The organism is Nocardia sp. NPDC058518 (assembly GCF_042719655.1).
Classification (GTDB): domain Bacteria; phylum Actinomycetota; class Actinomycetes; order Mycobacteriales; family Mycobacteriaceae; genus Nocardia.
Map to the genome: position 1 here is coordinate 17,557 of NZ_JBHXNJ010000040.1, position 20,892 is coordinate 38,448.

25 protein-coding genes and 1 pseudogene are annotated in these 20,892 nt (G+C 64.5%); 18 read left to right on the top strand and 8 right to left on the bottom strand.

The window, feature by feature from the left end; all coding sequences use genetic code 11:
- Nucleotides 1-323: 323 nt before the first annotated feature.
- The 4 genes from ACFWPX_RS36370 to ACFWPX_RS36385 all read left to right on the top strand — a co-directional run bounded on the left by ACFWPX_RS36370 (nucleotide 324) and on the right by ACFWPX_RS36385 (nucleotide 2,161).
- Nucleotides 324-722: a peptidase inhibitor family I36 protein gene (locus tag ACFWPX_RS36370; protein ID WP_378933453.1), complete on the top strand. Its 399-nt coding sequence runs from the start codon at nucleotides 324-326 to the stop codon at nucleotides 720-722.
- A 345-nt stretch (nucleotides 723-1,067) separates the two neighbouring features.
- On the top strand, nucleotides 1,068-1,673 hold the full coding sequence (locus ACFWPX_RS36375; protein WP_378933456.1) for a hypothetical protein: 606 nt from the start codon (nucleotides 1,068-1,070) through the stop codon (nucleotides 1,671-1,673).
- A gap of 54 nt (nucleotides 1,674-1,727) precedes the next feature.
- Nucleotides 1,728-1,940, top strand: coding sequence for a hypothetical protein (locus tag ACFWPX_RS36380; protein WP_378933459.1), 213 nt, complete (start codon nucleotides 1,728-1,730; stop codon nucleotides 1,938-1,940).
- Between the two features lie 26 nt (nucleotides 1,941-1,966).
- Nucleotides 1,967-2,161, top strand: a complete 195-nt coding sequence (locus ACFWPX_RS36385) for a recombinase family protein (protein ID WP_378933462.1) — start codon at nucleotides 1,967-1,969, stop codon at nucleotides 2,159-2,161.
- Between the two features lie 74 nt (nucleotides 2,162-2,235).
- Here ACFWPX_RS36385 and ACFWPX_RS36390 read toward each other — a convergent pair whose 3' ends face one another.
- Entirely contained in the window at nucleotides 2,236-2,838 is a 603-nt protein-coding gene (locus tag ACFWPX_RS36390) for a hypothetical protein (RefSeq protein ID WP_378933467.1), read from the bottom strand.
- A 148-nt stretch (nucleotides 2,839-2,986) separates the two neighbouring features.
- Nucleotides 2,987-4,171 carry a hypothetical protein gene (locus ACFWPX_RS36395; RefSeq protein ID WP_378933470.1) on the bottom strand — a complete coding sequence of 395 codons (1,185 nt, stop codon included), beginning with the start codon at nucleotides 4,169-4,171 and terminating at the stop codon, nucleotides 2,987-2,989.
- Between the two features lie 277 nt (nucleotides 4,172-4,448).
- Here ACFWPX_RS36395 and ACFWPX_RS36400 point away from each other — a divergent pair, with 277 nt between their 5' ends.
- Together ACFWPX_RS36400 and ACFWPX_RS36405 are read left to right on the top strand one after the other, a co-directional pair.
- Entirely contained in the window at nucleotides 4,449-4,730 is a 282-nt protein-coding gene (locus ACFWPX_RS36400; protein WP_378933473.1) for a hypothetical protein, read from the top strand.
- A 569-nt stretch (nucleotides 4,731-5,299) separates the two neighbouring features.
- A complete protein-coding gene (locus ACFWPX_RS36405; protein WP_378933476.1) occupies nucleotides 5,300-5,431 on the top strand; it encodes a hypothetical protein in 132 nt (43 codons plus the stop codon).
- 187 nt (nucleotides 5,432-5,618) lie between these two features.
- Here ACFWPX_RS36405 and ACFWPX_RS36410 read toward each other — a convergent pair whose 3' ends face one another.
- Both ACFWPX_RS36410 and ACFWPX_RS36415 read right to left on the bottom strand, forming a co-directional pair.
- Nucleotides 5,619-6,194 (bottom strand): hypothetical protein, encoded by a 576-nt coding sequence (locus tag ACFWPX_RS36410; RefSeq protein WP_378933478.1) that lies wholly within the window; start codon nucleotides 6,192-6,194, stop codon nucleotides 5,619-5,621.
- A 403-nt stretch (nucleotides 6,195-6,597) separates the two neighbouring features.
- Nucleotides 6,598-8,034 carry an ArnT family glycosyltransferase gene (locus tag ACFWPX_RS36415; protein ID WP_378933480.1) on the bottom strand — a complete coding sequence of 479 codons (1,437 nt, stop codon included), beginning with the start codon at nucleotides 8,032-8,034 and terminating at the stop codon, nucleotides 6,598-6,600.
- Between the two features lie 416 nt (nucleotides 8,035-8,450).
- On the opposite strand from ACFWPX_RS36415, the gene ACFWPX_RS36420 reads away from it, so the two are divergent.
- The 10 genes from ACFWPX_RS36420 (at nucleotide 8,451) to ACFWPX_RS36465 (ending at nucleotide 16,840) form a co-directional block, all read left to right on the top strand.
- On the top strand, nucleotides 8,451-8,888 hold the full coding sequence (locus tag ACFWPX_RS36420; RefSeq protein ID WP_378933483.1) for a hypothetical protein: 438 nt from the start codon (nucleotides 8,451-8,453) through the stop codon (nucleotides 8,886-8,888).
- Nucleotides 8,889-8,983: 95 nt separating this feature from the next.
- Nucleotides 8,984-11,194, top strand: a complete 2,211-nt coding sequence (fxsT, locus tag ACFWPX_RS36425; protein ID WP_378933486.1) for an FxSxx-COOH system tetratricopeptide repeat protein — start codon at nucleotides 8,984-8,986, stop codon at nucleotides 11,192-11,194.
- Nucleotides 11,195-11,515: 321 nt separating this feature from the next.
- On the top strand, nucleotides 11,516-12,190 hold the full coding sequence (locus tag ACFWPX_RS36430) for a hypothetical protein (RefSeq protein ID WP_378933491.1): 675 nt from the start codon (nucleotides 11,516-11,518) through the stop codon (nucleotides 12,188-12,190).
- A gap of 224 nt (nucleotides 12,191-12,414) precedes the next feature.
- Entirely contained in the window at nucleotides 12,415-13,560 is a 1,146-nt protein-coding gene (locus ACFWPX_RS36435) for a hypothetical protein (RefSeq protein WP_378933494.1), read from the top strand.
- Nucleotides 13,557-13,712, top strand: a complete 156-nt coding sequence (locus ACFWPX_RS36440) for a hypothetical protein (protein WP_378933498.1) — start codon at nucleotides 13,557-13,559, stop codon at nucleotides 13,710-13,712. The genes ACFWPX_RS36435 and ACFWPX_RS36440 overlap by 4 nt, the downstream gene beginning before the upstream one ends.
- 138 nt (nucleotides 13,713-13,850) lie before the next feature.
- Nucleotides 13,851-14,069, top strand: a complete 219-nt coding sequence (locus ACFWPX_RS36445) for a hypothetical protein (RefSeq protein ID WP_378933501.1) — start codon at nucleotides 13,851-13,853, stop codon at nucleotides 14,067-14,069.
- 3 nt (nucleotides 14,070-14,072) lie between these two features.
- Nucleotides 14,073-14,633: an RNA polymerase sigma factor gene (locus ACFWPX_RS36450; protein ID WP_378933504.1), complete on the top strand. Its 561-nt coding sequence runs from the start codon at nucleotides 14,073-14,075 to the stop codon at nucleotides 14,631-14,633.
- 230 nt (nucleotides 14,634-14,863) lie between these two features.
- Nucleotides 14,864-15,619 carry a pentapeptide repeat-containing protein gene (locus tag ACFWPX_RS36455; RefSeq protein WP_378933524.1) on the top strand — a complete coding sequence of 252 codons (756 nt, stop codon included), beginning with the start codon at nucleotides 14,864-14,866 and terminating at the stop codon, nucleotides 15,617-15,619.
- A gap of 156 nt (nucleotides 15,620-15,775) precedes the next feature.
- A complete protein-coding gene (locus tag ACFWPX_RS36460) occupies nucleotides 15,776-16,261 on the top strand; it encodes a hypothetical protein (RefSeq protein WP_378933506.1) in 486 nt (161 codons plus the stop codon).
- Nucleotides 16,262-16,396: 135 nt separating this feature from the next.
- A complete protein-coding gene (locus tag ACFWPX_RS36465; protein ID WP_378933509.1) occupies nucleotides 16,397-16,840 on the top strand; it encodes a hypothetical protein in 444 nt (147 codons plus the stop codon).
- A gap of 106 nt (nucleotides 16,841-16,946) precedes the next feature.
- Here ACFWPX_RS36465 and ACFWPX_RS36470 read toward each other — a convergent pair whose 3' ends face one another.
- Nucleotides 16,947-17,288: a hypothetical protein gene (locus ACFWPX_RS36470; protein WP_378933512.1), complete on the bottom strand. Its 342-nt coding sequence runs from the start codon at nucleotides 17,286-17,288 to the stop codon at nucleotides 16,947-16,949.
- A 192-nt stretch (nucleotides 17,289-17,480) separates the two neighbouring features.
- Here ACFWPX_RS36470 and ACFWPX_RS36475 point away from each other — a divergent pair, with 192 nt between their 5' ends.
- Nucleotides 17,481-17,906 carry a hypothetical protein gene (locus tag ACFWPX_RS36475; protein WP_378933515.1) on the top strand — a complete coding sequence of 142 codons (426 nt, stop codon included), beginning with the start codon at nucleotides 17,481-17,483 and terminating at the stop codon, nucleotides 17,904-17,906.
- Nucleotides 17,907-18,273: 367 nt separating this feature from the next.
- Here the strand turns inward: ACFWPX_RS36475 and ACFWPX_RS36480 are convergent, their stop codons facing one another.
- Both ACFWPX_RS36480 and ACFWPX_RS36485 read right to left on the bottom strand, forming a co-directional pair.
- A complete protein-coding gene (locus ACFWPX_RS36480; RefSeq protein ID WP_378933517.1) occupies nucleotides 18,274-18,783 on the bottom strand; it encodes a hypothetical protein in 510 nt (169 codons plus the stop codon).
- Nucleotides 18,784-18,899: 116 nt separating this feature from the next.
- Nucleotides 18,900-19,652, bottom strand: coding sequence for a GIY-YIG nuclease family protein (locus ACFWPX_RS36485; RefSeq protein ID WP_378933520.1), 753 nt, complete (start codon nucleotides 19,650-19,652; stop codon nucleotides 18,900-18,902).
- A gap of 166 nt (nucleotides 19,653-19,818) precedes the next feature.
- On the opposite strand from ACFWPX_RS36485, the pseudogene ACFWPX_RS36490 reads away from it, so the two are divergent.
- A pseudogene (locus ACFWPX_RS36490) lies at nucleotides 19,819-20,203 on the top strand (Tn3 family transposase); the annotation flags it as partial.
- Nucleotides 20,204-20,249: 46 nt separating this feature from the next.
- On the opposite strand, the gene ACFWPX_RS36495 reads toward ACFWPX_RS36490, so the two are convergent.
- A complete protein-coding gene (locus ACFWPX_RS36495; protein ID WP_378933527.1) occupies nucleotides 20,250-20,486 on the bottom strand; it encodes a hypothetical protein in 237 nt (78 codons plus the stop codon).
- Nucleotides 20,487-20,892: the final 406 nt, after the last annotated feature.

Genomic DNA, 20,892 nt, shown 5'->3' on the forward strand with positions numbered 1-20,892 from the left:
AGCGATCCCCCCGGGCGGATTAATTCTTCTTCGACCTTCCCCCCGCCGCGTGGTTCTTGTCCGTGCCCCCGCCCGGCGGGGGGGGCGCCGCCCCCCCCCCCGCGAAACCATGCGGGTAGCGCCCGTCCAGAGCTCGCGTCGATCCCAGAGCCCGATCGGCCGCTAGCGCGACATTCCGCGCGGACGCTCCCCCAACCCTCTCACGCTCGGCGAGCTGATCGAGACGCTGCAGCTGCACGATCAGCAGTCCCATCGCACGCACGAACCCGCCGTGCCCCGTCCTCTCATCCAGAACGAGTAGGGCTACAACGACTTTCCAGATCATGGAGGATCAACAATTGTCGAAACGAATCACCCTCGCAGCCGCCGTCATCGGCGCCGCCGTCAGCGCCGCGACTCTCGTAGTCTCTCCACCGGCGAACGCCCAGATTGTCTGCGATAAAGATGAATCCGTTTGCCTCTGGGACACCCCGAACTTTACCGGGCGAGGCATACCAATCAGCGGCTCAACGTACGACTTGCCCACCCACTGTGTCAGTGCGAGGGAATACATCAGCGATCCGAATCTGCGAATCCGATCTGTTGGCAACAACATGGCGGCATCGATCGCGGTCTGGGAAGGCTTCGATTGCAATGGCAGACAGCGGATCATCTCAAGGGGCGAGTGGGTAGCCGACATCGGGTTCGACGCTCACTCGTGGTACATCACCCTGGCGGCATGACACCGGGCGCCCACCGCTAACAGCAGGGCGCGGCCTTCCAGGCTGCGCCCTGCTGTCACACTCCATCACCCGCGCACGGCAGCGGCGTAGAGCGAACCCAGTGAGCTGCCGCGACACCAAGCCCTGCTGCAGCTCCCGCGCAACCGCCCACCAACCCCATCACCCACGCGACCGAACGTCTTCGACAAACCGCGTGACCACGTGGTCACCCCGGCCTGCGGCCGCGCGAGCCGACCCGGACGACGGCACCCAGGCCATCACCGAAGCGGCCCAGGCTGATCACCTCAGAGATTGGCGTTGCGGACTAATAGCGGACGCCCACAAAACGGCTATACGCTGGGACCCATGAGCACGCTGGCCTCCCTCAGTCTCGAGGAAACCCGTGCCTACAGGACCGCAGGCGCACAACTGCGCCGGACCGTTCGCCAATTCGAAACCGTCCACAGCCGCTTCGACCGATCGCTGCGGGCCATTCGCCACTTCGAGACCTTGCAGCGCCAGCTCTCCACGCCGCTGGCGTCGCCCGGCGACCACCTCACGTCCAACACGATGACCGCCCTCCGGTTGCAGAACATCGAGACATCGAGGCTGTTCACCCACACCGCGACGGCGCGCGTGCTGCCCAACCAGATCGAGATGCAGCGCCTCCAGCACCTGCACCGCTTACTCCACATCATCAACGACCACCGCACCCTGGCAGCGCGGTGGTGGTTGGACGACGACATCGACCCGGCCACCCCACACTCGGTTCGGGGCCTCGATGAAGCACTGCCTCAGCGTCGAAGGCGAATCGACCAGGAAGTCGCGGCAGGCGCACAGGCCCGTGCAGGCCTGCGCTACCGGCAGCGCTGCGCCGCCGATGCCCCAGGCCAACTCGTCACCGCCCGCCGCCAGGTTCCCCGCGGCCCGAACACCCGCCTGTTGACCGAGAACTGTCAACAGGCGGGATGACGCGGGCGCACAACGCGCCCATGCGGTCTCGCCTCATCCAAGAAGCGAGACCCTATGTCGAACAACCATCTCTACACGCTGCTGGGCGCAGCCGGACCGGGCCTGTCGGCCCTCGCGGTCACGGCGCTGATCCTCGTCGGCACCCTCACCGTTCTGGTCGGGCTGGCCACCCTTGTCGCGATCTTCGCCGGACCCGAGCGCGCCGAGCGCGCCCGCCAGGTCCTGTGCCACCTGCTCGCGGCCCTTACCCGCGGCGGCGACCAGTGAACGCCCGGCGCCGACCCGGCCCGCCGATGCGATGCCCGAGCACGGTCCTCGCCCGCGCACTCGCGATGCATCGCGACGGAGCGTCCTGCGGCGCGATCGCACGCGCCCTGACCGAGGACGACATACCTAAACCGGCCGGCGGACACGGCTGGCAGCGCAACCACGTGTGGCGGCTGCTGGGCACCGCCGCAGCCCGCGACCTACGGGCAGAGCTCGACTAGCGCCGGTGATCTGAACGAGTTCGACGCCAGCCTCCCGCGCGAGGCCGGCGTTGAACTCACCGGAGCACTCGAGCTCAGACGGGCACCATCAGATCGCTCTCGCTCACCGTGTACGCCAGCGAGGGATACACGAAATCCGTTTCGTCGTTCTCACGCCGCCGCAGCCGGTAGAACTCACGCCGCTGATCCTCGTCAGCCAACACCAAGCGCGCACCCTGCGGAAGATACGCGTGTCCCCCACGAAACCGAACGAAAGTCTTTGAGCTACGCAAAGTTACGCCCAACCACTCGTTCTCCACAGCCCGAGCGGCCCCATCCAACACGATCTTGTGCCTGAGCCGCCGATTCGACGCGACCGAGAACACGACGACACCGTTGTGCACGAGGGGAACCTCGAACATCTCGCCGGACCCCTTCTGCTCGAAGAGCAACTTCCGCGGTGGGACCGCTGCGGGGTAGCGGTAGCACGAGAAAACGGCGATGAACGACTCCTCGGCCAGATCCAGCGCCTGGTCCGAATGACTGCCCATCGTGGCGTACGCATTCGAATAGCACTCAACCAGAGCGTTGTTGAAGCCGACCGAAAGCCCCGCCCTCGCCTGAACCCGCTGCGCCAGGCGGTCGTGCACCGCCCCGAAACGCTGCGCCGGGCTGCCATACCGGGTGGTGGTACGCACAAGAGGAACACCACCCGACTCATCGGCCTTGGTGAGCGTCGCCCCCCGCCGACCTTTACCCACCTCATCCAAGCGGGCCGACGCGGAAAGCTTCGCGAAGAGATCCTCCTCGAATGGCAGGGCGAACGAGACGATCTCGTCCGAAATCCTAGACGCGGGGGGCAACGTAGTCCCCCGCGTTCATGCTGAACAGAAACCGGTCGCCGTAGTCGATGAACGACGAGGTCCTGTTCTCCTCGGCATACAACCTGCGCAACTCCTCGATGCCCTCCGCGGTAGGCGGACCGAGCTCCACCAAACCCCCAGCCTTCTTGAGGAACGTCCGGCCGTTCTTGTGAACAGCTTCACCGCTCGAACACCGCACCACATACCCGAGACGAGTCGGCAACAACGTCGCGTCCAACATCGAGGGCCGGATCTCGTGGGTATACAGACGGTTGGTCGACAACGGCATGAAGAACACAGAGCCCGGATAGAGCGTCAGACTGAACTGCGTCGGCAGCACGACCCCATCGCGCCCCTCGACCGAATCCTTGAGCCGGAAGCGAAGCCTGGTCAGCCCACTGGCGCCCTTCACCCCGAAGTCGAAAACGTCCTCAGCCATAGGCTGCAGCTTGTCGAGCCCGTCATAGAACGTGCAGAACGCCATCACGCCGTTGACCGGCATGTCCTTGGTCTTATCGGCGTGCGTAGAGATTTTGGCCTTGGACTGCTTCCGCTCGGTCGTGGCAAGAGTGTTGTGATAGATCTGGGCCAGAACATGATTGAGCGGCGCCTGGCCCCGGAACACAGTGGCAGCCTCACAATTCAGCGCCCCGACGAGGCTCGTATCGGTCGGGCCGAAGCCCTCCGTCGGGCCCGAAAGATTCGTCGAGCAGCGAAGCAGACGGAAATGCAACTCATCATCACTCCGCGTCACGGGCGTCAAATAGATCCCGCTGCGATGAGCCGTCCCCGGCTTGGTCGACTCCGTCAGCGACTGGAACACGTGCTCCGCGCGGATCCGCCCGAAGTAGTCAGCGCCGAGATCGAAGAACCGACGGTAATAGACACCGACCCCGTGCACACGGACCGGAACCCGGCCGACATCGATCAGCGGCCACGGCTCGTCGACACCCTCGCTGTAACCCTGCGACAGCTCCCGAATCACGAACACCCGCGCAGCCGCCCGCAACTGGCCCTCGCCGATCGCCGACACATCACCACACACATAGACAGTCTTCTGCGCCACGTCGACTGAACCAGCACCAAGATCCTCCGGCGTGACCATCGACCCGAAGAAATCCCTGACCAAGTCACTGCCCCGCAACACCGCAGGCGCAACCAGCAACATGCTCGCGTCCTCAACGCAAGCTTCTGTTGTGTCCATCAAGCGATACCCCCTCGTCGCAGATCTCGGTGGCCCGGCAACAACCCGCCCCATCCATTGCAGTGCCAACGCACGAAAGGAAGCGGACCGTTCAACCCTAAGCGGGTCCGCAGGCTCAACGCACCGACAAATCGCACAACCCAGTCAGAGCACCACCGTCAGTGACAGACAATATTGTTCGTCACTGCCTCTGTAGGATCTGGTGACAGCGCATTCATGCGCCAGAGGGAGGGAACCCACCATGAACATCACCAAGAAATCGTTCGGATCCGCCTGTGCCGCAATCACACTCGGACTCGGCATCGCCATCGCCGGAGCCGGCGCAGCCAACGCCGACAACACCGGAATGAGCGACCGGGGCCAGTGCGAAGCCATCGCCGCCCAGAAGAACCAACAAGCCGCCGAGTCCCGCGGCAGCGACTCCACCCACTCCACCTTCCTCACCTACGAATGCCAGCCCGACTACGTCGACGTCTACGGCAACCAACTGTGGAAGGTCACCGGCCGCTACTCCGACATCTAGCCGAAACCGTCAGCGGCACCACCGGATTGAAATCCGTGCGCACCGCACCGCCGCACTGATCCGGCACGACGACACAGCAGGGCGCAGCCTCCAGGCTGCGCCCTGCTGTCGCTCGCTATCACCCGCCCGCGGCGGCGGGCGTACCCGCAGCGGTCCAGGTAGAACGAAACCCTTTGAGCTGCCGCGACATCGAGCCCTGCCGCCGATCCGCAGCTCCCGCACAATCACCCCCAGCCCCATCACCCACGCGAGCCCCTTGATCTCACAGATTTGCGAGATCAAGGGGCAGGCTCGGATCGCGGTGCAGTTGCCTCATCGGTTGCGGGGACCAAGGGCGCGTCCCGCGAGGAATCCTGGGTCCTTCCGAAGGCCGCACCGTGATGGTGCCAGCCTTCATCATGTCGGGTCCTGAGCGGTGGCATTGGGGTGGTGCGGGATACGTGGTCGGCGTACTTTGGCTGTGCGCTGGATTTCTCCTCTCATCGACTCCGGACAGAATGTCCGGGGCCCTGGGAAACCAGTGGTCGACCTGGGCCGCGAAAGCGGCCCATGGCCAATGAGGAGAACCCGTGTTGCACCGAAAAAAGGACGGACGCGACAAGGAACAACTGGTGGTGGTTTTGACCATCACCGACTTCCTGATCGTGTTGGTCGTGGTGAACAAGGTGATTGATCTGCTGCGCGAAGCAGGTGCAGCATGAGTCGGCCCCTCCCCCCTGGGCCGTCACCCCAACGCCCTGGTGCGACACGGATATCCAGTACCAGTGCTCCCCGCGCCGACCGCGCGGGGAGCGCTTACCAGCTTCTCGTCAGGGCAGTGTTCATGCTGCCGTACGTCGGGAGGCCGTCAGACTCCGTGGGCGTTCGGAAAACGACCGTGAATCCTGGTCACCTGAGATCCGAAGATCTTCGTATCGGCAGATCTTGACGTCGTGATCTTGGTTGCGTGGAGGGCAGGGCTGTATCGCCGCGAACACCGAGTTCGGTGCGCATCGCGGCGTGCAGCGCGCGGCGCAGCGGCGACCCGGCGGCCAGCTCCCGTTCGAAGGCTTCGCTATCGTGCTCTTCGGTCGCTTTCGCCAGATCCCACAACTGTGCCTGCGCGGCGTCCGCGGCTGCTGAAACACTGGCACTGGCGGTGATCTGCAGCGTGTGGAATGCGCGATTGAAGTCGGTCGACTCCGATGGGGCGAAGGCTTCGATCAGCGTGGCGGGCGCGGAGGCTTCGCTGCACTCGTTCCGGAATACGAGGATTCGATCACGCAGCGCGGTATAGGCCGAGAGATAGTCGACGAACGACTCGCGAACCTCTTGCCGGATCTTGTCGTCAGCAGCGGATTCCAGCTGTCGTTGGGACGCGAGACGCTGATTACGGCTGGTCAATGAGCTCGTGGTGATGCCTCCGACGGTACTCACAACCACACCTGACAAGGTGCCGAACACTGCAATCCACGCCGGGTCCACGAGCTCATGGTAGGTCAGTAGCAGCCGATCCATGCGTGGCCGCCGAGCTCCCGACCTCTGGTCGGTGCGCGCACCGTCTGCCGAACACCCGCCGTGACGGCGGTGCCCCGTGCCGAACCTCCAGGCGCGAATGTTCCTCAACCCGTTCGGCATCGGCGATCAGGTGGGCAGACCGACCTCGTCGGGAGTCTTGTCGGTGCGGATCCCGCGCAAGCTGGGTGGCGCAGAGTGCCCTCGGTAGTGATGTCCGGTGGAGCGTAGGTATTCGAACCGTGCGCTATTCCCATGCGGTTGATGCCCGTTCTCCGGCGGATGCGGTTCGGTGTCAGCAGTTCCCTGTCAGCGACGTCCAATAGGGCGGCGATGATGCCGATCCGGCCGCCGCTATGAGGAAACCTCGCGCTCAGAGCTTTCGCAGACTCGGCCACATGGCCGACCACGGCTGGGTCGGTCCGTTGCACTCCCAGATCGTGACGTCGGTGGTAATGCCCGGGATACCCACTCGGACAACGGATTTTGCAGACGGCGCTACCGAGTTGAACAAGGTGCGGAGCTCGGATTCATCACCGCCGACCCAGAGGACGGTCTCGGCGGTGTCGGGAGGGGTGCCGAAATACCCGAAGCCACGATGGGGGCTGAAGACCGCCGGCAAACCAGCACCTGAGCGGCTGTGGTCCAGCGCGCTGGCCTGAATGTAGCGGTCGGCCACGATCACGGCGGCGCTTCGTTCGTCTACCGGCAACGCACGGTAGGCATCGACAGTCGCCGCAGTCAGCTCCGACCATCCGAACTCGCCATACACCGGCGACGCCACCGCGACCGCAAAATCGGGGGCCGGGGTGAGTTCGGATGCGGGACGCCACGGCGTAGTCAACACCACGAACGCCAGAACCGACAACACAACCGTGGGTACCGCCGCGACCGCGAGCCACCGCTTACCCAACGCGGTCAGTTCCACAGCCCCGGCGGCCATCATCGCCACGTACGCACCAACGCCATAACCGATACGGCCGCCACTGATCGCGAAAACCGCGACGACAAGCAGAAACGCCACACCCAGAAACCGGTAAGGACGCAGACGAGGTGACCGACACAGCCGCCACACGCCGTACACCAACAGCACACCACCGAGTACACCGCACATCTGCGCCGCCGCCGGCACGAACATCAATGACCCGGAGAAGCCGTTGGTTTGGCCACGAACTACTGCACCCATGCCCAGCTGCGGCCACCCGTGGCGAGCCTGCCAAACGACCGCTGGCGCCGTCGCTACCACCACGACTCCCGCACCCCACCACAGTGCCGGTCGGCGCAGTAACTCCCTCGGCCCCAGCCAGGCAACAGCGACGACCACCGCGACCCAGAACACCGGAACGAGCCACTTCACCTGCATGTCCACCGCAGTGACCATCCCGGCCACCAGTAGCAGCACGTCGCGACGGGTGCGAACCCACCGTATGAGCAGCCAAGAGAGCACCACCCACAACGCGGTGTCGATGCTGTTGGTCGATAGCGTCCCGGCCTGGCCCAGCAGATAGAACGATGTGCTGCAGGCCGTCGCGGTGAGCACCTGCGCACCGCGCCCGCCACCCAGCTCTCGCGCGGTGGCAGCGCCGAAGATCACCACTACCAATGCCGCGACGATCGAGGGAATGCGCAGGGCGGCAAACGATCCTGGGAACAACCAGTCCATCGACCAAGCCAGTAGCGGCAGTACTGGTCCCTGATCTGCGTAACTGAAGGAAGGTCGCTTGCCGGCAGCTATGAAGTACAGCTCGTCGTAGTAATAGCCGTACCGCGTTGCGGACAGCGCCGCTACCACCCCGGCGAGCGCCGCCACCGCGGCGACTGCACCCACCGCGAACGGCGGGCTCGCATCGTCGGTCGCAGAACAAGATTGAGCTGAGTCCAGAACCACCCCTGTCACGGTGCCCGACGCTACCGGCACTGCCAGAAAAAGGTACGCAATGACAGCGAACGTGAACCGGCGGGTCTGCAAGGGCGCTGCCCATGGATGACTCGCAGCAGTCGAGACCCTCCGACGGTGTTCAGAAAACGACCTTGAGCTCAAGACCGTTTACCGACCACCCACGTCGCTTCGGTGGTCAGGTGAAGGAACGGCGGCGTAAGAACCAGAGCCGGTCATTCCGGTCACTAGGGAACCGCGATTGCGGGGATGCGGGTTACTGACATCCTTGATGATGTGATGGCCGGGTGTGACTGCCTGGCAGCCGGTTTCGACAGCGAGGGGACAGTATGAGTGCGGGTTCTGGCTCTCCGGTGCGGGTGATCGCGCCCGGAGTGGCAGGGGCGTTGGTCAGCACCGGGTTGGCGGTGGTGGTGAATCTGGCCACCGGAGGCGGGCCATGGTGGCTGTGGGTCGCGGTCGTGGTGTTGACCGCCGCGGGGTGCGGCACCTCGCTGTGGCTGTATCAGCGGCAGGCCAGTCCGACCGGACCCACGGTCACCGCAGCCGGCGCGGGGAGCGTCGCTGCGCACGGCACGGTCGGCAACATCAGCATCAGCAGCGCCGGTGCTGCACCTGCTGGTGTGCCGCCACCAGCAGGCGGGCAGGAGTCGGTCATTGCGCCTGTACCGGGCGCGGTGACTGCCTCGGGTACGGGGTCGGTCGCGATCAGCGGCACCGTCGGAGACATCTCCACCGGTCACCAGATCGGGCAGCCACCGGCGTGAAGTGGTTCAGATCCAAGCGCGATCTGGCCGCAACCTCATCGCCATCGCCATCGCCATCGCCCGCGTCGGGCGTGGGGCCGGTGACGGCGTCGGGTGTGGGAGCAGTCGCTGTCAATGCCGCCGGCGGTCACGTCGGGGCGATCCAGACGATCGGCGCGAACTCGGTGATCGTGAACATGCCGCAGGAGCCGTTGCGGCCGCCCGCGCAGGTCGACGCCCCGCCCGGGATCGACAACCTGCCGGTGGTACCGGGCAGGTTCGTGGGCCGCGAACACGAACTCGACCGCCTCGACGCCCTCCTGTCCAACGATGCGGGGCAGGTGGTTGTGTCGGCCGTGCACGGGCTCGGCGGGATCGGCAAGAGCACCCTGGTCGCCTATTGGGCCGCGACCCGCCCCCACGAGCACTTCCCGATCCTATGGATCACCGCCGATACCGCCCCGGCTCTCGATCAGGGGCTGGCGAAGTTCGCGGCCGCGCTGCAACCTGGGCTCGCGCGAGTTCTGCCGGTGGAGGACCTGACCGAACGGGCGTTGCAGTGGCTGGCCTCCCACACCGGGTGGCTGCTGATCCTCGACAACGTCAACAACCCCAGCGACATCGCCGCCGTCCTCGCCCGCACCCGGACCGGACGTGTGATCGTGACCAGCCGCCTGGCAACCGGATGGGCACCCGCCGCGAGCACACTGCGCCTGGACGTCCTCGAACCTGAGGAGTCGCTGCGGCTACTGACCGGAATCTTCACCGCCGACGGGTCCCGCGACTGCGACGGCGCCACCGAGTTGTGCCAGGAGCTGGGACACCTGCCGCTAGCGGTAGAGCAGGCCGGCGCGTACCTGGCACAGAACCGATTCATCACACCGCAGGACTACCTGCACATGCTGGCCCAGTACCCAGCCCAGATGTACGAGCAGGGCTCAGTCGGCATCGACCCGCAGCGCACCATCGCCCGGATCTGGCGCATCACCCTGGACCAGGTCGCCACCACCACACCCACGGCCGCGGAACTGCTGCACACACTGGCCTGGTACGCCCCCGACGACATCCCAGTGACCCTCTGCCAAGGACTGGCCGACGCACCCACGCTCGGCACCGCGCTCGGCACCCTGACCGCCTACAGCCTCATCACTCCCGACCCCGACAGCGGTACCCTCGCGATCCACCGCCTGGTCCAGGCCGTGACCCGCAGCCCCGACCACACCGACCCGCACCGCACACCCGAAGCGATCGAACGCGCTCGCGCCCGCGCCACCACCACCCTGAAAGCGGCCTTGCCGGACCGGACAGACCCCGCTACCTGGCCGGTCTGGTGGGCACTGCTCCCCCACATCGACGCATTCGCCACTCACACAGGCCTCGACATCGCTGCCGCTGAGATCTTCAGCCTCACTGCGTTGTTTCTCAACAACCAAGGCGTATCCGACCGCGCCATCGCCCTGCACGAGCAAGCCCTCGGTGATCGAGAGCGGGTCCTCGGTGATGATCACCCCGACACTCTGAGTTCGCGCAACAACCTCGCCAACGCCTACCTGAGGGTGGATCAGGTCGGTGAGGCGACCGCTTTGCATGAGCGCAACCTCGCCGACTACGAGCGGGTGCTCGGTGATGATCACCCCGACACTCTGAGTTCGCGCAACAACCTCGCCTACGCCTACGAGATGGTGGGTCGGGTCGGCGAAGCAATCGAACTGTTCGAGCAGCTACTCGCCGACTCTAATCGGGTCCTCGGTGATGATCACCCCGACACCCTGCTCTCGCGCAACAACCTCGCCTACGCCTACCAGACAGCAGGTCGGGTCAGCGAGGTCATCGCCTTGCATGAGCGCAACCTCGCCGATCGAGAGCGGGTGCTCGGTGATGATCACCCCGATACCCTGGCCTCGCGCAACAACCTCGCCTACGCCTACCAGACAGCAGGTCGGGTCAGCGAGGCCATCGCCTTGCATGAACGCAACCTCGCCGACTACGAGCGGGTGCTCGGTGATGATCACCCCGACACCCGGGTCTCGCGCAACAACCTTGCCTACACCTACCGGGAGGTGGGTCGGGTCGATGAGGCCATCGCCTTGCATGAGCGCAACCTCGCCGATCGAGAGCGGGTGCTCGGTGATGATCACCCCGATACCCTGGCCTCGCGCAACAACCTCGCCTACACCTACCAGACAGCAGGTCGAGTCAGCGAGGCCATCGCCTTGCATGAGCGCAACCTCGCCGACTCTGAGCGGGTCCTCGGTGCTGACCACCCTCATACCATCATCTTTCGTGACAACTTCGCGCAGGTGCGGAGATCCGAAGCCGAAAGTTAGTGAAGGTGCGCAGATCTGGGTTTCGGTTGCGAAGATGCATGCGAACCGCCGTGACCAACGGCTGCGGCCTGGCAGCTGCGTTCGGAAAACGACGTTTGCCGAACACCCCGCCGACCGGTCGCCAGGATCGGCGAGTTCACCACGCTCCGCGAGCAGGACCCCGAGGTTGTGAATGGCATCGGTGACCGCCGCCGTATTCGGCGCGCCGTGGCCAGGTCTCGCGGTTGGTCCCGATCGTCTGCGGCTCAGCCTCGGGCTAGATTGTTCGTCACTGACGCCAAGCGAACGCCAGCCACACGAAAGCAGCAGGGGGACAACACCATGTCGACAGGAACCACACCTCCAGAGGGCAGCGGCACCGACAGCGGAAGTGGCAGCGTGGCTGGAACGAACAGCGGTGGCTGGAGCAGCTTCACCACTGTCGAGCGTTGGACGATAGTCAGCGGTATCGGCACACTGGTTGGCGCTCTGATCGCGGTGATCGCCCTCTTCGGGCCGTTCGGTTCGGACGACAAACCAGTCGCGAAGAACGTTCCTCTCATGAGCACCACTACGAGTTCGGCTCCGGTGACCACCACGTCGACAACGCCCACAACAACGTTGTCCACGGTGGCAAGTGAACCTGCCCCACCGGTCTACAGCGGCGGCACCGTCCGGATATATAACGGGAGCGGTGGGGTCACGTTCTCAGGAAATCAGTGGCTCGACCCTGGGTATAACGGCTCATCGGAGATCTTGGTCGACGACAAGGACGGCGTCAGCGCTGGCAACGGCAGTACGTTCGCGGTCGTCGAGAACCCCAGCTATTCGACATGCCGCAACGCCGATTACAGCGTTCAATCGCTTTCTTGGGACCAACTGCCTAGCAAGACATCAGTCTGCATCAAGACATCGGATGCACGCGTGGGGAAGTTCCAAGTCACTTGGAAGAAGAACCGTGAAGGCGACGCCGACGACATGACGGTCGTCGGTGTGATCTGGCAGCCGACCAGTTAGTCCGCAGTTAGTCGACCAGCAACCGAAAGCCGATAACACCGGAGTTGTCGGCCAATACCTCGCGCAGGCTCGTCTGGGCAACTGTCGATTGTCGGAGTCCTGTTCAGTGTTGACCTGCGGATTCTGTTGCGGTTGAACGGGACTAGCGATCATCGGCGTGTCCCGTACTCGGCAGCAGTACCGTGCATTCAGCTCGTACTCGTCTTCAGCACGGGGGTTGCGGGATGGCCGATTCAGCGTTGCCCGAGCGAGGTGTTCTGACCGCCGACGAAGCGCGGTGGCAGGTCGCTGTGGCCCGTGCGAAGGTCATCGGCCCTCTCGCGCAATCGGACCGGGTGAGCGTCGAAGCCGCGGACCAGGCCGCCGATCAGCTCGGGGTCACTCAACGTCAGGTGTATGGGCTGGTGCGGCGGTGGCGTGCGGGCGAGGGGGTGGCGTCGGACTTGTTGCTGCGCCACTCGTCCAGCGGTCGTGGTGGTGCCCGGCTGCCCGACGAGGTCGAACAGATTATCCGTAAGGTCCTGCGGGCCCGGTACCTGACCAGGCAGAAGCGGTCGGTGACCGTGATCTGCCGCGAGATCACTCGGGAATGCCGTATCGCCGGGCTCAAGCCGCCGTCGCGGTCGGCGGTCACGCGCCGGATCCGGCGACTGGACCCGGTCAAGGCCACCGCTTCCCGTCAGGGCACCGACGCGACCCGTGCGCGGCGGGCGGCCGGCGGGGCGACCCCAGTGGTGGAGGGGCTGTTGGAGCGGGTCCAGATCGATCACACCCCCGCGGATGTGATCGTGGTCGATGACTTTCACCGGCTGCCGATCGGGCGCCCGTATGTGGCCGCGGCGATCGACGAGGCCACCCGGTGCGTGCCGGGGCTGGTGATCACGTTGGAAGCGCCGTCGGCGACCTCGGTCGGACTGTGCTTGGCGCACATGGCGATCGACAAACGCCCGTGGTTGGAACGCCTGAAGGTCGACGCGGTGTGGCCGATGAGCGGCAAGCCGGTGCAGCTGTATGTGGACAACGCTGCGGAGTTCAAGAGCGAGGCCCTGCGTCGCGGCTGCGAGCAGCACGGCATCGGCGTGGACTACCGGCCGCCAGGACAGCCGCACTTCGGTGGGGTGATCGAGCGGTTGATCGGCACCATGATGACGATGGTGCACGAGCTGCCCGGCACCACCTTCTCCAACACCGAGGACCGTGGCAGCTACGACAGCGACGCGAAAGCCGTTCTCACCCTGGGGGAACTGCAGCGATGGATGGCGTTGGAGGTGGCCTGCTACCACGGCCGACCACACGAGGGCCTGGGTGGACGGACTCCCGCCGGGTGTGGGCCGAGCGCGCCGCTGCCCAGGGTGCTCCGGCGACGGTGACCAAAGAGACCGCGTTCCTTATCGATTTCCTGCACGCTGAAGGCCAGTCGCTGCGTGAGATATCCCGCGGCGTAGGGGTCAGCTTGGCCGTCGTTCACGGCGAAGTCGCCGCCGCGCGCACGACCGAGCCGGTCAGCAGCCAGCGTGGCTGAGGAGCGGGCTTCGAGCAGCGGCATAAGCGCTCGTACTCGTAGTCTCCGATCAGGAATCCGAGGTTTTCTGTTCCCCGAGTGCACGATTGGCATGTGGTGCCCCTCTACCTGGCAACAACCTGGTAGGAGGAGAGTTGGATGGATCCAGTACTCGTCGGCTTGATAGTGGGAAACGTGTCCGCGGTGGTGGCCCTGTGGCTTCGGCTGCGATGGAGGACTGCTCAGCAGAAAGAGCACCGGATGCAGATGGTGGAACTCGTACTAGCGCTGCCAGAGAACAGCTACGCCGAATCGCAGGACGGCCCGACAGGCTTCTGCACCAGAGTGACCGTGGGCCGTTCGCACGAGCGGACGTAGCGCATGACCGACGAGCCTGATCAGATCGCTGCAGACTTCCGCCCACCGCCACCGAGGGCGGATACGTCGCGGACGGTCGAAAACCTTCAGCGCGAGGAGTTCAGCGCGTTCTACCGTGCCAATATCGCGAAACTGGTGGGATTCCTGGTAACGCAGGGCGCCCGCACCGCAGACGCGACCGACATCGCCCAGGAAACGATGATCAAGCTGTGGAAATCGTGGTCGACGATCGACTCACCCATGGCTTGGGCCAGGGTCGTCGCTGGACGTGAATTGGTCCGTCGACTCGGCGCAGTCGAAGAAGACCATATCGATGAATCCGAGCATTCGGCACTGCTCGGCACGGCCTCCGACATCGATGACTGGGTGCGGCGTGACGACTACCAACGTGTGCTGGCTGCCTTGCCGTCGCGGCAGCGGCAGGTTCTCGTTTGGACTACGGAGGGCTACAGCCCCGCCGAGATCGCCGACCAACTGAAGCTCAACGCCGCGACCGTGCGGTCGAATCTACGAAAAGCGCGTCGCGCCATGGCTCTATATCTCGGAAAGGGAGCACAGCAATGACCGGGTTCCCGCACGACGATACGACTGTGACCCAATGGCTGGATATCCACCGTGAGCGGTTCTACGCCGAACTCGGCGAGCGCCTCGATATCGATGCTGGCCTCGAGGAGGTACTTCTGACCGAACACCACCACGATCTCGTCGAGAACATCCAGGAAAATCTCGATATCGAGGGAGGGCTTGCCGCTATCTTGCCCGTTCCAGCCGCAACGCTCCCGGACCAACCCCAGATGACCACATCGTTGGGAGCCGATCAGTCGGAGCGCACCGAAACACCCTCAGCCGCAACGAGCGGTAAAGAACTGCGTGGCGCGCACCTGGACGACGCTCACCTTCGCGGCCCGAACCTGAGCGGCGCGGACCTGCGCAGGGCAGATCTGTTCTGCGCGAACCTGAGCGGGGCGAACCTGCGCGACGCGGACCTGAGCGGCGCGGACCTGAGCGGCGCGGACCTGCGCAGGGCGGACCTGTTCTGCGCGAACCTGCGCGACGCGAACCTGCGCGGTGCGAACCTGCGCGGTGCGAACCTGCGCGACGTGAACCTGCGCGACGCGGGCCTGCGCGGTGCGAACCTGCGCGACGCGAACCTGTTCGGTGCGGATCTGAGCGGTGCGGACCTGAGTGGCGCGAACCTGCGCCGAGTGAACCTTCGTGGGGTGGACCTGAGTGGTGCGGACCTGAGTGGTGCGAACCTGTTCTGCGCGAACCTTCGTGGGGTGGATCTGAGTGGTGCGGACCTGCGCGACGCGAACCTGTTCGGTGCGGATCTGAGTGGTGCGGACCTGAGTGGCGCGGACATTCGCGGCGCGAACCTGAGCGGCACGAACCTGCCGGTGATAGGCGCAATCACTGCGTTGAAATGGTCAAGCATGACTTTGTGGGGTCGCGATACTGGCGAGATCTGGGCCCGCTCGGTCGAGCAGAGCGAGGGTGTCTATGTCTTGAATCCCACTGGTCGACAAGCCGACGCGTTCGCTGATCACTGACTATCGATCCAGAAAGGTCCGAGTCCCGCGCGCCGATCGTCGCGACCGGACCCCGTGCGGCCTACTTCTCGGCACGGTTTTCGACAGCAAGCCGTCCTGCGGCGCGAGCGAGGCGGCGCTGTCGAGAACCGATCGTTTCTCGACAGCCCTTCACTCTTGGGCTCGATCCTCAGAACAGAACTTTGCGCCCCGCTGAGGGTTGTGGTCGACCTCGAACATCACAAAGCGGACTTCGACCACGGAGGCTGGGCCAGCGCTGAGACGATGGCATCGACTGCGGCCGCACTGATTCGGGTCGAAGCAGGCGGCCGACCACACCATCGGAAGGACCTCATGGCCTGGAATTCTGCAGGAGACACCGTGTTCGGGCCGATAGCCGAGATTCTGCTCAAATGTGATGCACCCCCCGAATTCATCACCTCAACTCTCACCGCTGTCATTGACGGGCTCTTCCACAACGATTGGGGCTACGACGGTGCGCTCAGCTCTCTCGCCGAGTTCGCCAAGTACCCCGCGGTCGTCGAGGCCTTCAGGAACAACGCCGTCCCCGACCCGGACGACCCTGAGTACGCCGTCATCGTCGCCGACCTCGAACTCGCCGCAACACCGACAGCGCAAGTACTCGACAACTCACCCACCTGAGCACGGCTCGTCGACCTGTGCTGTCGTGTCGATACCGTGACGACGAGTAGCCGATCCGATCCCCGCTTCGCAGTGAGTGTGACGGGATAGCCTGGGCGACATGACCGGGGATACAGAACAGCCAAGGTGCCGAGCATGAGTGTCCCGACAGGCTGGGTTCGGTTCCTGGTCGACTTCGACGTGCCTGAGCCAGCGGACTACGACCGGCCTGACATCCCCGCTATCCAGTTCTACTGCCACACACCAGGAATGCCGCGCGCAGGCGACGACATCGAGATCGACGGTCCCGGCGATGGGCTGACACTGACGATCTCGAAGGTGGAACACGCCTACGGGCCGCCTGAGCACTCCGACCACCCGCACTACACCCTGACCGCATGGGCGGTCCTGCGCGATCCCCCGCTGTTCACGGTCGAGCACGCCCAGCAGCTGCTGATGCACCCGGACAAGCTGCGGAAATGGATCCACCGGTACCCGTTGCTCGAGCCTTACGACTCGACCTACCGAGACATCACGTGCGACGAGTGCGTCGCCGCGGGCCGCCCCGGACGAGGCGACGAACTGATCCTCGATCACTGAATCCACTGACCTGAAGCCTCACCGGATAGCGGGGCTCTCGCTGAGGCCGTGACGTGGGCGAGAACGGATGAACAGCGCTGCGGGCCAGAACCTCGGTCTGTCGGTGTCAGTTGTCGACGTGTTCGGCGTACATCCGGCCGTCGAAGACCCCGAACTCGACCCGGGCAGGGAACAGCCCCTCGCTCCCTGCCTTCACGAGATCCTGGTGCTCCCCAATACAGAGGATTGCCCAGTCAGCCAGAGCCTCCGGGACGCGCAGGTATCCCTTGTCGGCGCATCGCAGGTAAGAATCGCCGGTGGCGGTGATGCCGACCGCAGCGATGTCGAGCACCAGGCCCGGCTGTTCCGCCGAGGAGACGATGGGTGGATCGAGCATCTCCGCGGAGGCGATGGCCTCGCGCATCTGCTGAGCCTGTTCCGGGGTCAGTTCGTATCGAGGGATGGTCACGGCCGAAAACGGTAGTCCGGTCCCCGCGGCGTCGAGGAGTATCGCCACGAAAAGACCGGAGCCCTCAAATCATTGTCGAAACCGGACACTGCGCAGGTCAACGAGCTGTCGACCGGCGGTACGGATGTCCTGGCCAGCAGCCACAGCGAAATCCCGAACTCGACTGCGTGACCACGGTTTACGGTGATGCGTATGAGCGAGGCCCCCGCGGCGAAGGATCTGGCGACGATTCCGTTGGGCACGATGTTCAGTCCGCGTGTCGCGAACATGCTCGGACGACAGGGAATCCGCACTCTCGCCGATCTGATGACCTACACCTACTACGACCTGAGCTGTCTTCCCGCCTTCGGCGGAGGTACGATGGCCACGATCGACGCTGCGTTGGCCGAGCGAGGTCTGCGTCTAGACCGGCACGACCCTCACCAGCCGACCTTGCTCGAAGAGTTCGCCACGGTGCTCGAGCAACGCGACCAGCTTCTCGCGCTGATCGAGCGGATCACCGACTCGGTCAGCACAGTCGAGGGCCTGCGCGACATCGACACGACACTGGGCGGCATGGACACCAAACCTACCGTGCGTCAGGCAGCGATCACCCACCGCCGCGACGACCGCAGCTGACCAGGTTCCGCCCGGTCGGCTCGGGACCTCGGCGATACTCTCGTTATGGGACAACGACTTTGGGTGCTGACCACCGGTGGGGACTGGATCCGCGCGGACCAAATGGCTCGAACCCGCACTTCGCCCCGACGCGGACGGCACCCGGGCCATCACCGAAGCGGGCTGGCGCGTCTGTCATGACGCTATCTTGCCCGACCCAAGAGAGACGGTCACGTGAAGCCGACGCAGGGGGTCGACCATGCCCGCCATCCAGGGACCGGTCCGCGGGCCCCTCGCACGAGGCGCCCAACCGCGGTCTGTGGCCGTCGAGCCACAACCACGGGGCGACACAATCGGCACCGCAGACCTCACGCACGCGGAACCCGCACTACGCCTGCTCTGCCGACCCGACAGGTTCACCCGGCGGCAACTTGTATTGCGACGCAGGCCTACCCAATCGCTCGCGACGCACCACATCCAGAGCAAGGCGACTCAAGGTGTCATCTCGAAGACCGTCGTCTTTGATCCGGTCGACCGCATCCAACGCCAACGAATAACTCCGAGCAGAAGCCGTCCGCTGGGCCGCTTGCAACGACAACGCACCCAAGGTCGCACTGGTCAACGCCGCGTAGATCGTCGCCGCATCTGACACATCGCCCACCACACCCAACCCCACCGCGCCCACGAACGCCACGATGCTCAAAACCGCCAACACCCGCTGCGTCCACAACGCCCACTGCAAATCATGATTCGCGATCCGCTTCAACTCCGACTGCGTCGCCGTCACCGCGGCCGCCACTGCCGGAACCGCAGCCGCAGCCACAACCGCCAACTCGACACCGTCTTCGCCCCCACCGACCCCCGGCGCGATCGCGAGCAAATCCAACACCAGACTCATGAACAACCCCTCGAAACCGCCTGCTAGTCAATATGATTGGTCAGCAGTCTGGCAGACGGGCGGGCCAACCGCCGTTGAAGCGAGCTATCGCCCCAGAGCGCAACGGCACGAGACGCTCATCCCCGCTCAAACCGCTTACGCCGCTCCGCCAGCTTCGCCATCTGCTCAGAGACCCGCTTCTCGACCTCGAGCGCCACCTTCGGGTCGTCATCGGTGCCCCAATTGTGAACCTGCCCCAGATACCTCCTGTCCGCCTTGGAGGTGCCGCAACTCCGACTGGTGCACTCCTCGATCGGACACACCCACACAGGCTTCGACGAACCATCCCCTGCGACAGGATGTTTCACTCGATCACAGCCGCACTCGTTACGACAATGCGTATTCACCCGAATGCAGGACAGATGATCAGCAGCCTGCTCGAACTCAAGGAATACTGCATCGTCCATAGCAGCACCACTGTCGGGATAAAAACTCTGGAACTTCTTGAACCGAAACTTCAATCCTCGCTCACGACACATCTCATCCAACGCCGCAGCCCGCTTCTCAACCGGACTCTCAATCGAAGCCACCGCCCGCGGCTCGCGGTTCACCACCTCACGAAACAGCTCCACAGCGGGCCCACGCTCCGCACGAAAATATTCCACCGAAGTCGCCTTGAACCGCTTCCGGAATTCAGTCAGGAGCTGAGTCTCCATCCAAGCCATATCCGAAACATCGACACTCTCCGAGTGAACAACATCGAGACCGTGCGCGGCCGCCGTAGACCTGTGCGTAGCAAGACGATTCACATAATTCCCACTCAGCCCAACCTTCACAATCCCGTTGGACAGAACGATCAAATACACAACACCAGGCACCGCGTCACTCATTCAATTTCCCTATAACAATGCCAGCCGCCCCGCGGATGATCTTGACCCGACATACTAGCGCCCAGACCTCGGTCACGAAGTTTCGCGGCGCAAAATCGCCGAAGGCCCGTGAGCGGCCGCGACATCGAGCCCTGCCACGAACCCGCAGCTCCCGCGAAATCACCCACTTGAGCGGCGAGATCCGCAGCGGCGCTACCCGATCCTGCTCACTGTGCCGGCGCAGTCCATGACGGACGTACTCGATGATGTGATGGCGCTGTTCGATCAGGCGATCGCGGCTAAATTCAGTGCCGCCGAACGCCAGACGCATGAGAAGCCGGCCGAGCGCGACCGCTCCGGCGAGGACCGCCAGGACCTGCTCGACGAGCTCCTGAAGTCATCAACGACCCCCCAGATCGCCGATGAGTAGGTCGGCGGCCTGGTCCGCGGCAAGAGGATCGGGTAGGGCGGTTGCGGGCGGTGGTCGTCCAAGCCAAGCCCCGCTGCCCCGCGATCACAGCCACCTCGCAGAGCCTGATTCGTCCTACAGTTTTCTGCGGCGGTGGTTTCCGCGCCGCTTCTACAAGTGCCGCATTCCAACCCCAGTTCACAGGCTGATCAGTACACTGTCACCTGGAGAGAACCGCCCCCGACATTCGCATGATTTTTTCCGTTGGCGCTGGTGATGACTACCTCGGTGGGGTTGGTGAGGGCGATGCAGCAGAAGTTGTCGCCGTCTTGCTGGATGCTGACTGATAGCAGTCGCCGCTCGTTGGTCTCCTGCCACTGTTGCATGGCGTCGTAGAGTCCTCGCATGGACGGGTTTTCGAAGTAGACGAGATTGCGTTTGTTCATGTCCGACAAGACCGGACTCCGTTCACGTCGTCGGGCACGTCGTCCCGAAAATGGGCGGGTAGGGCTTGAGTCGTAGCGAATCGGTTGGGGGACTGAGGATTTTGTGACAGGCATGCCTGTTGGCCACCTACCCATCTGCCGATCGTACCTAAGCGAAACCCTATGAGCTGCCGCGACATCGAGCGCTGCCGCAGCCCCGCAGCTCCCGCACAATCACCTCCCAGCCCCATCACCCACGCGAGCCGAACGTTATCCACAAGCCGCGTGAACCCACATGGTCACCGAGCACCGCGGCCTACGGCCGCGCGAGCCGCCGTCCCGGATCGGCGTCGGCGCGCCCCTCCGGTCGACCTAGCAAAGCGGGCCTATCAGACCCGGCACCGACCGCTCCGAGGCGCCTGCGGCG

What these genes read in the sequence shown, in the direction of transcription:
- ACFWPX_RS36395 (WP_378933470.1), bottom strand. Translation starts at nt 4,171, where the DNA reads ATGTTGCTGGTTGCGCCTGCGGTGTTGCGGGGCAGTGACTTGGTCAGG.
- ACFWPX_RS36400 (WP_378933473.1), top strand. Translation starts at nt 4,449, where the DNA reads ATGAACATCACCAAGAAATCGTTCGGATCCGCCTGTGCCGCAATCACA.
- ACFWPX_RS36430 (WP_378933491.1), top strand. Translation starts at nt 11,516, where the DNA reads ATGTCGACAGGAACCACACCTCCAGAGGGCAGCGGCACCGACAGCGGA.
- ACFWPX_RS36370 (WP_378933453.1), top strand. Translation starts at nt 324, where the DNA reads ATGGAGGATCAACAATTGTCGAAACGAATCACCCTCGCAGCCGCCGTC.
- ACFWPX_RS36450 (WP_378933504.1), top strand. Translation starts at nt 14,073, where the DNA reads ATGACCGACGAGCCTGATCAGATCGCTGCAGACTTCCGCCCACCGCCA.
- ACFWPX_RS36420 (WP_378933483.1), top strand. Translation starts at nt 8,451, where the DNA reads ATGAGTGCGGGTTCTGGCTCTCCGGTGCGGGTGATCGCGCCCGGAGTG.
- ACFWPX_RS36375 (WP_378933456.1), top strand. Translation starts at nt 1,068, where the DNA reads ATGAGCACGCTGGCCTCCCTCAGTCTCGAGGAAACCCGTGCCTACAGG.
- ACFWPX_RS36480 (WP_378933517.1), bottom strand. Translation starts at nt 18,783, where the DNA reads ATGAGTCTGGTGTTGGATTTGCTCGCGATCGCGCCGGGGGTCGGTGGG.
- ACFWPX_RS36445 (WP_378933501.1), top strand. Translation starts at nt 13,851, where the DNA reads ATGGATCCAGTACTCGTCGGCTTGATAGTGGGAAACGTGTCCGCGGTG.
- ACFWPX_RS36485 (WP_378933520.1), bottom strand. Translation starts at nt 19,652, where the DNA reads ATGAGTGACGCGGTGCCTGGTGTTGTGTATTTGATCGTTCTGTCCAAC.
- ACFWPX_RS36475 (WP_378933515.1), top strand. Translation starts at nt 17,481, where the DNA reads ATGAGCGAGGCCCCCGCGGCGAAGGATCTGGCGACGATTCCGTTGGGC.
- ACFWPX_RS36455 (WP_378933524.1), top strand. Translation starts at nt 14,864, where the DNA reads ATGACCACATCGTTGGGAGCCGATCAGTCGGAGCGCACCGAAACACCC.
- ACFWPX_RS36385 (WP_378933462.1), top strand. Translation starts at nt 1,967, where the DNA reads ATGCGATGCCCGAGCACGGTCCTCGCCCGCGCACTCGCGATGCATCGC.
- ACFWPX_RS36380 (WP_378933459.1), top strand. Translation starts at nt 1,728, where the DNA reads ATGTCGAACAACCATCTCTACACGCTGCTGGGCGCAGCCGGACCGGGC.
- ACFWPX_RS36435 (WP_378933494.1), top strand. Translation starts at nt 12,415, where the DNA reads ATGGCCGATTCAGCGTTGCCCGAGCGAGGTGTTCTGACCGCCGACGAA.
- ACFWPX_RS36465 (WP_378933509.1), top strand. Translation starts at nt 16,397, where the DNA reads ATGAGTGTCCCGACAGGCTGGGTTCGGTTCCTGGTCGACTTCGACGTG.
- ACFWPX_RS36495 (WP_378933527.1), bottom strand. Translation starts at nt 20,486, where the DNA reads ATGAACAAACGCAATCTCGTCTACTTCGAAAACCCGTCCATGCGAGGA.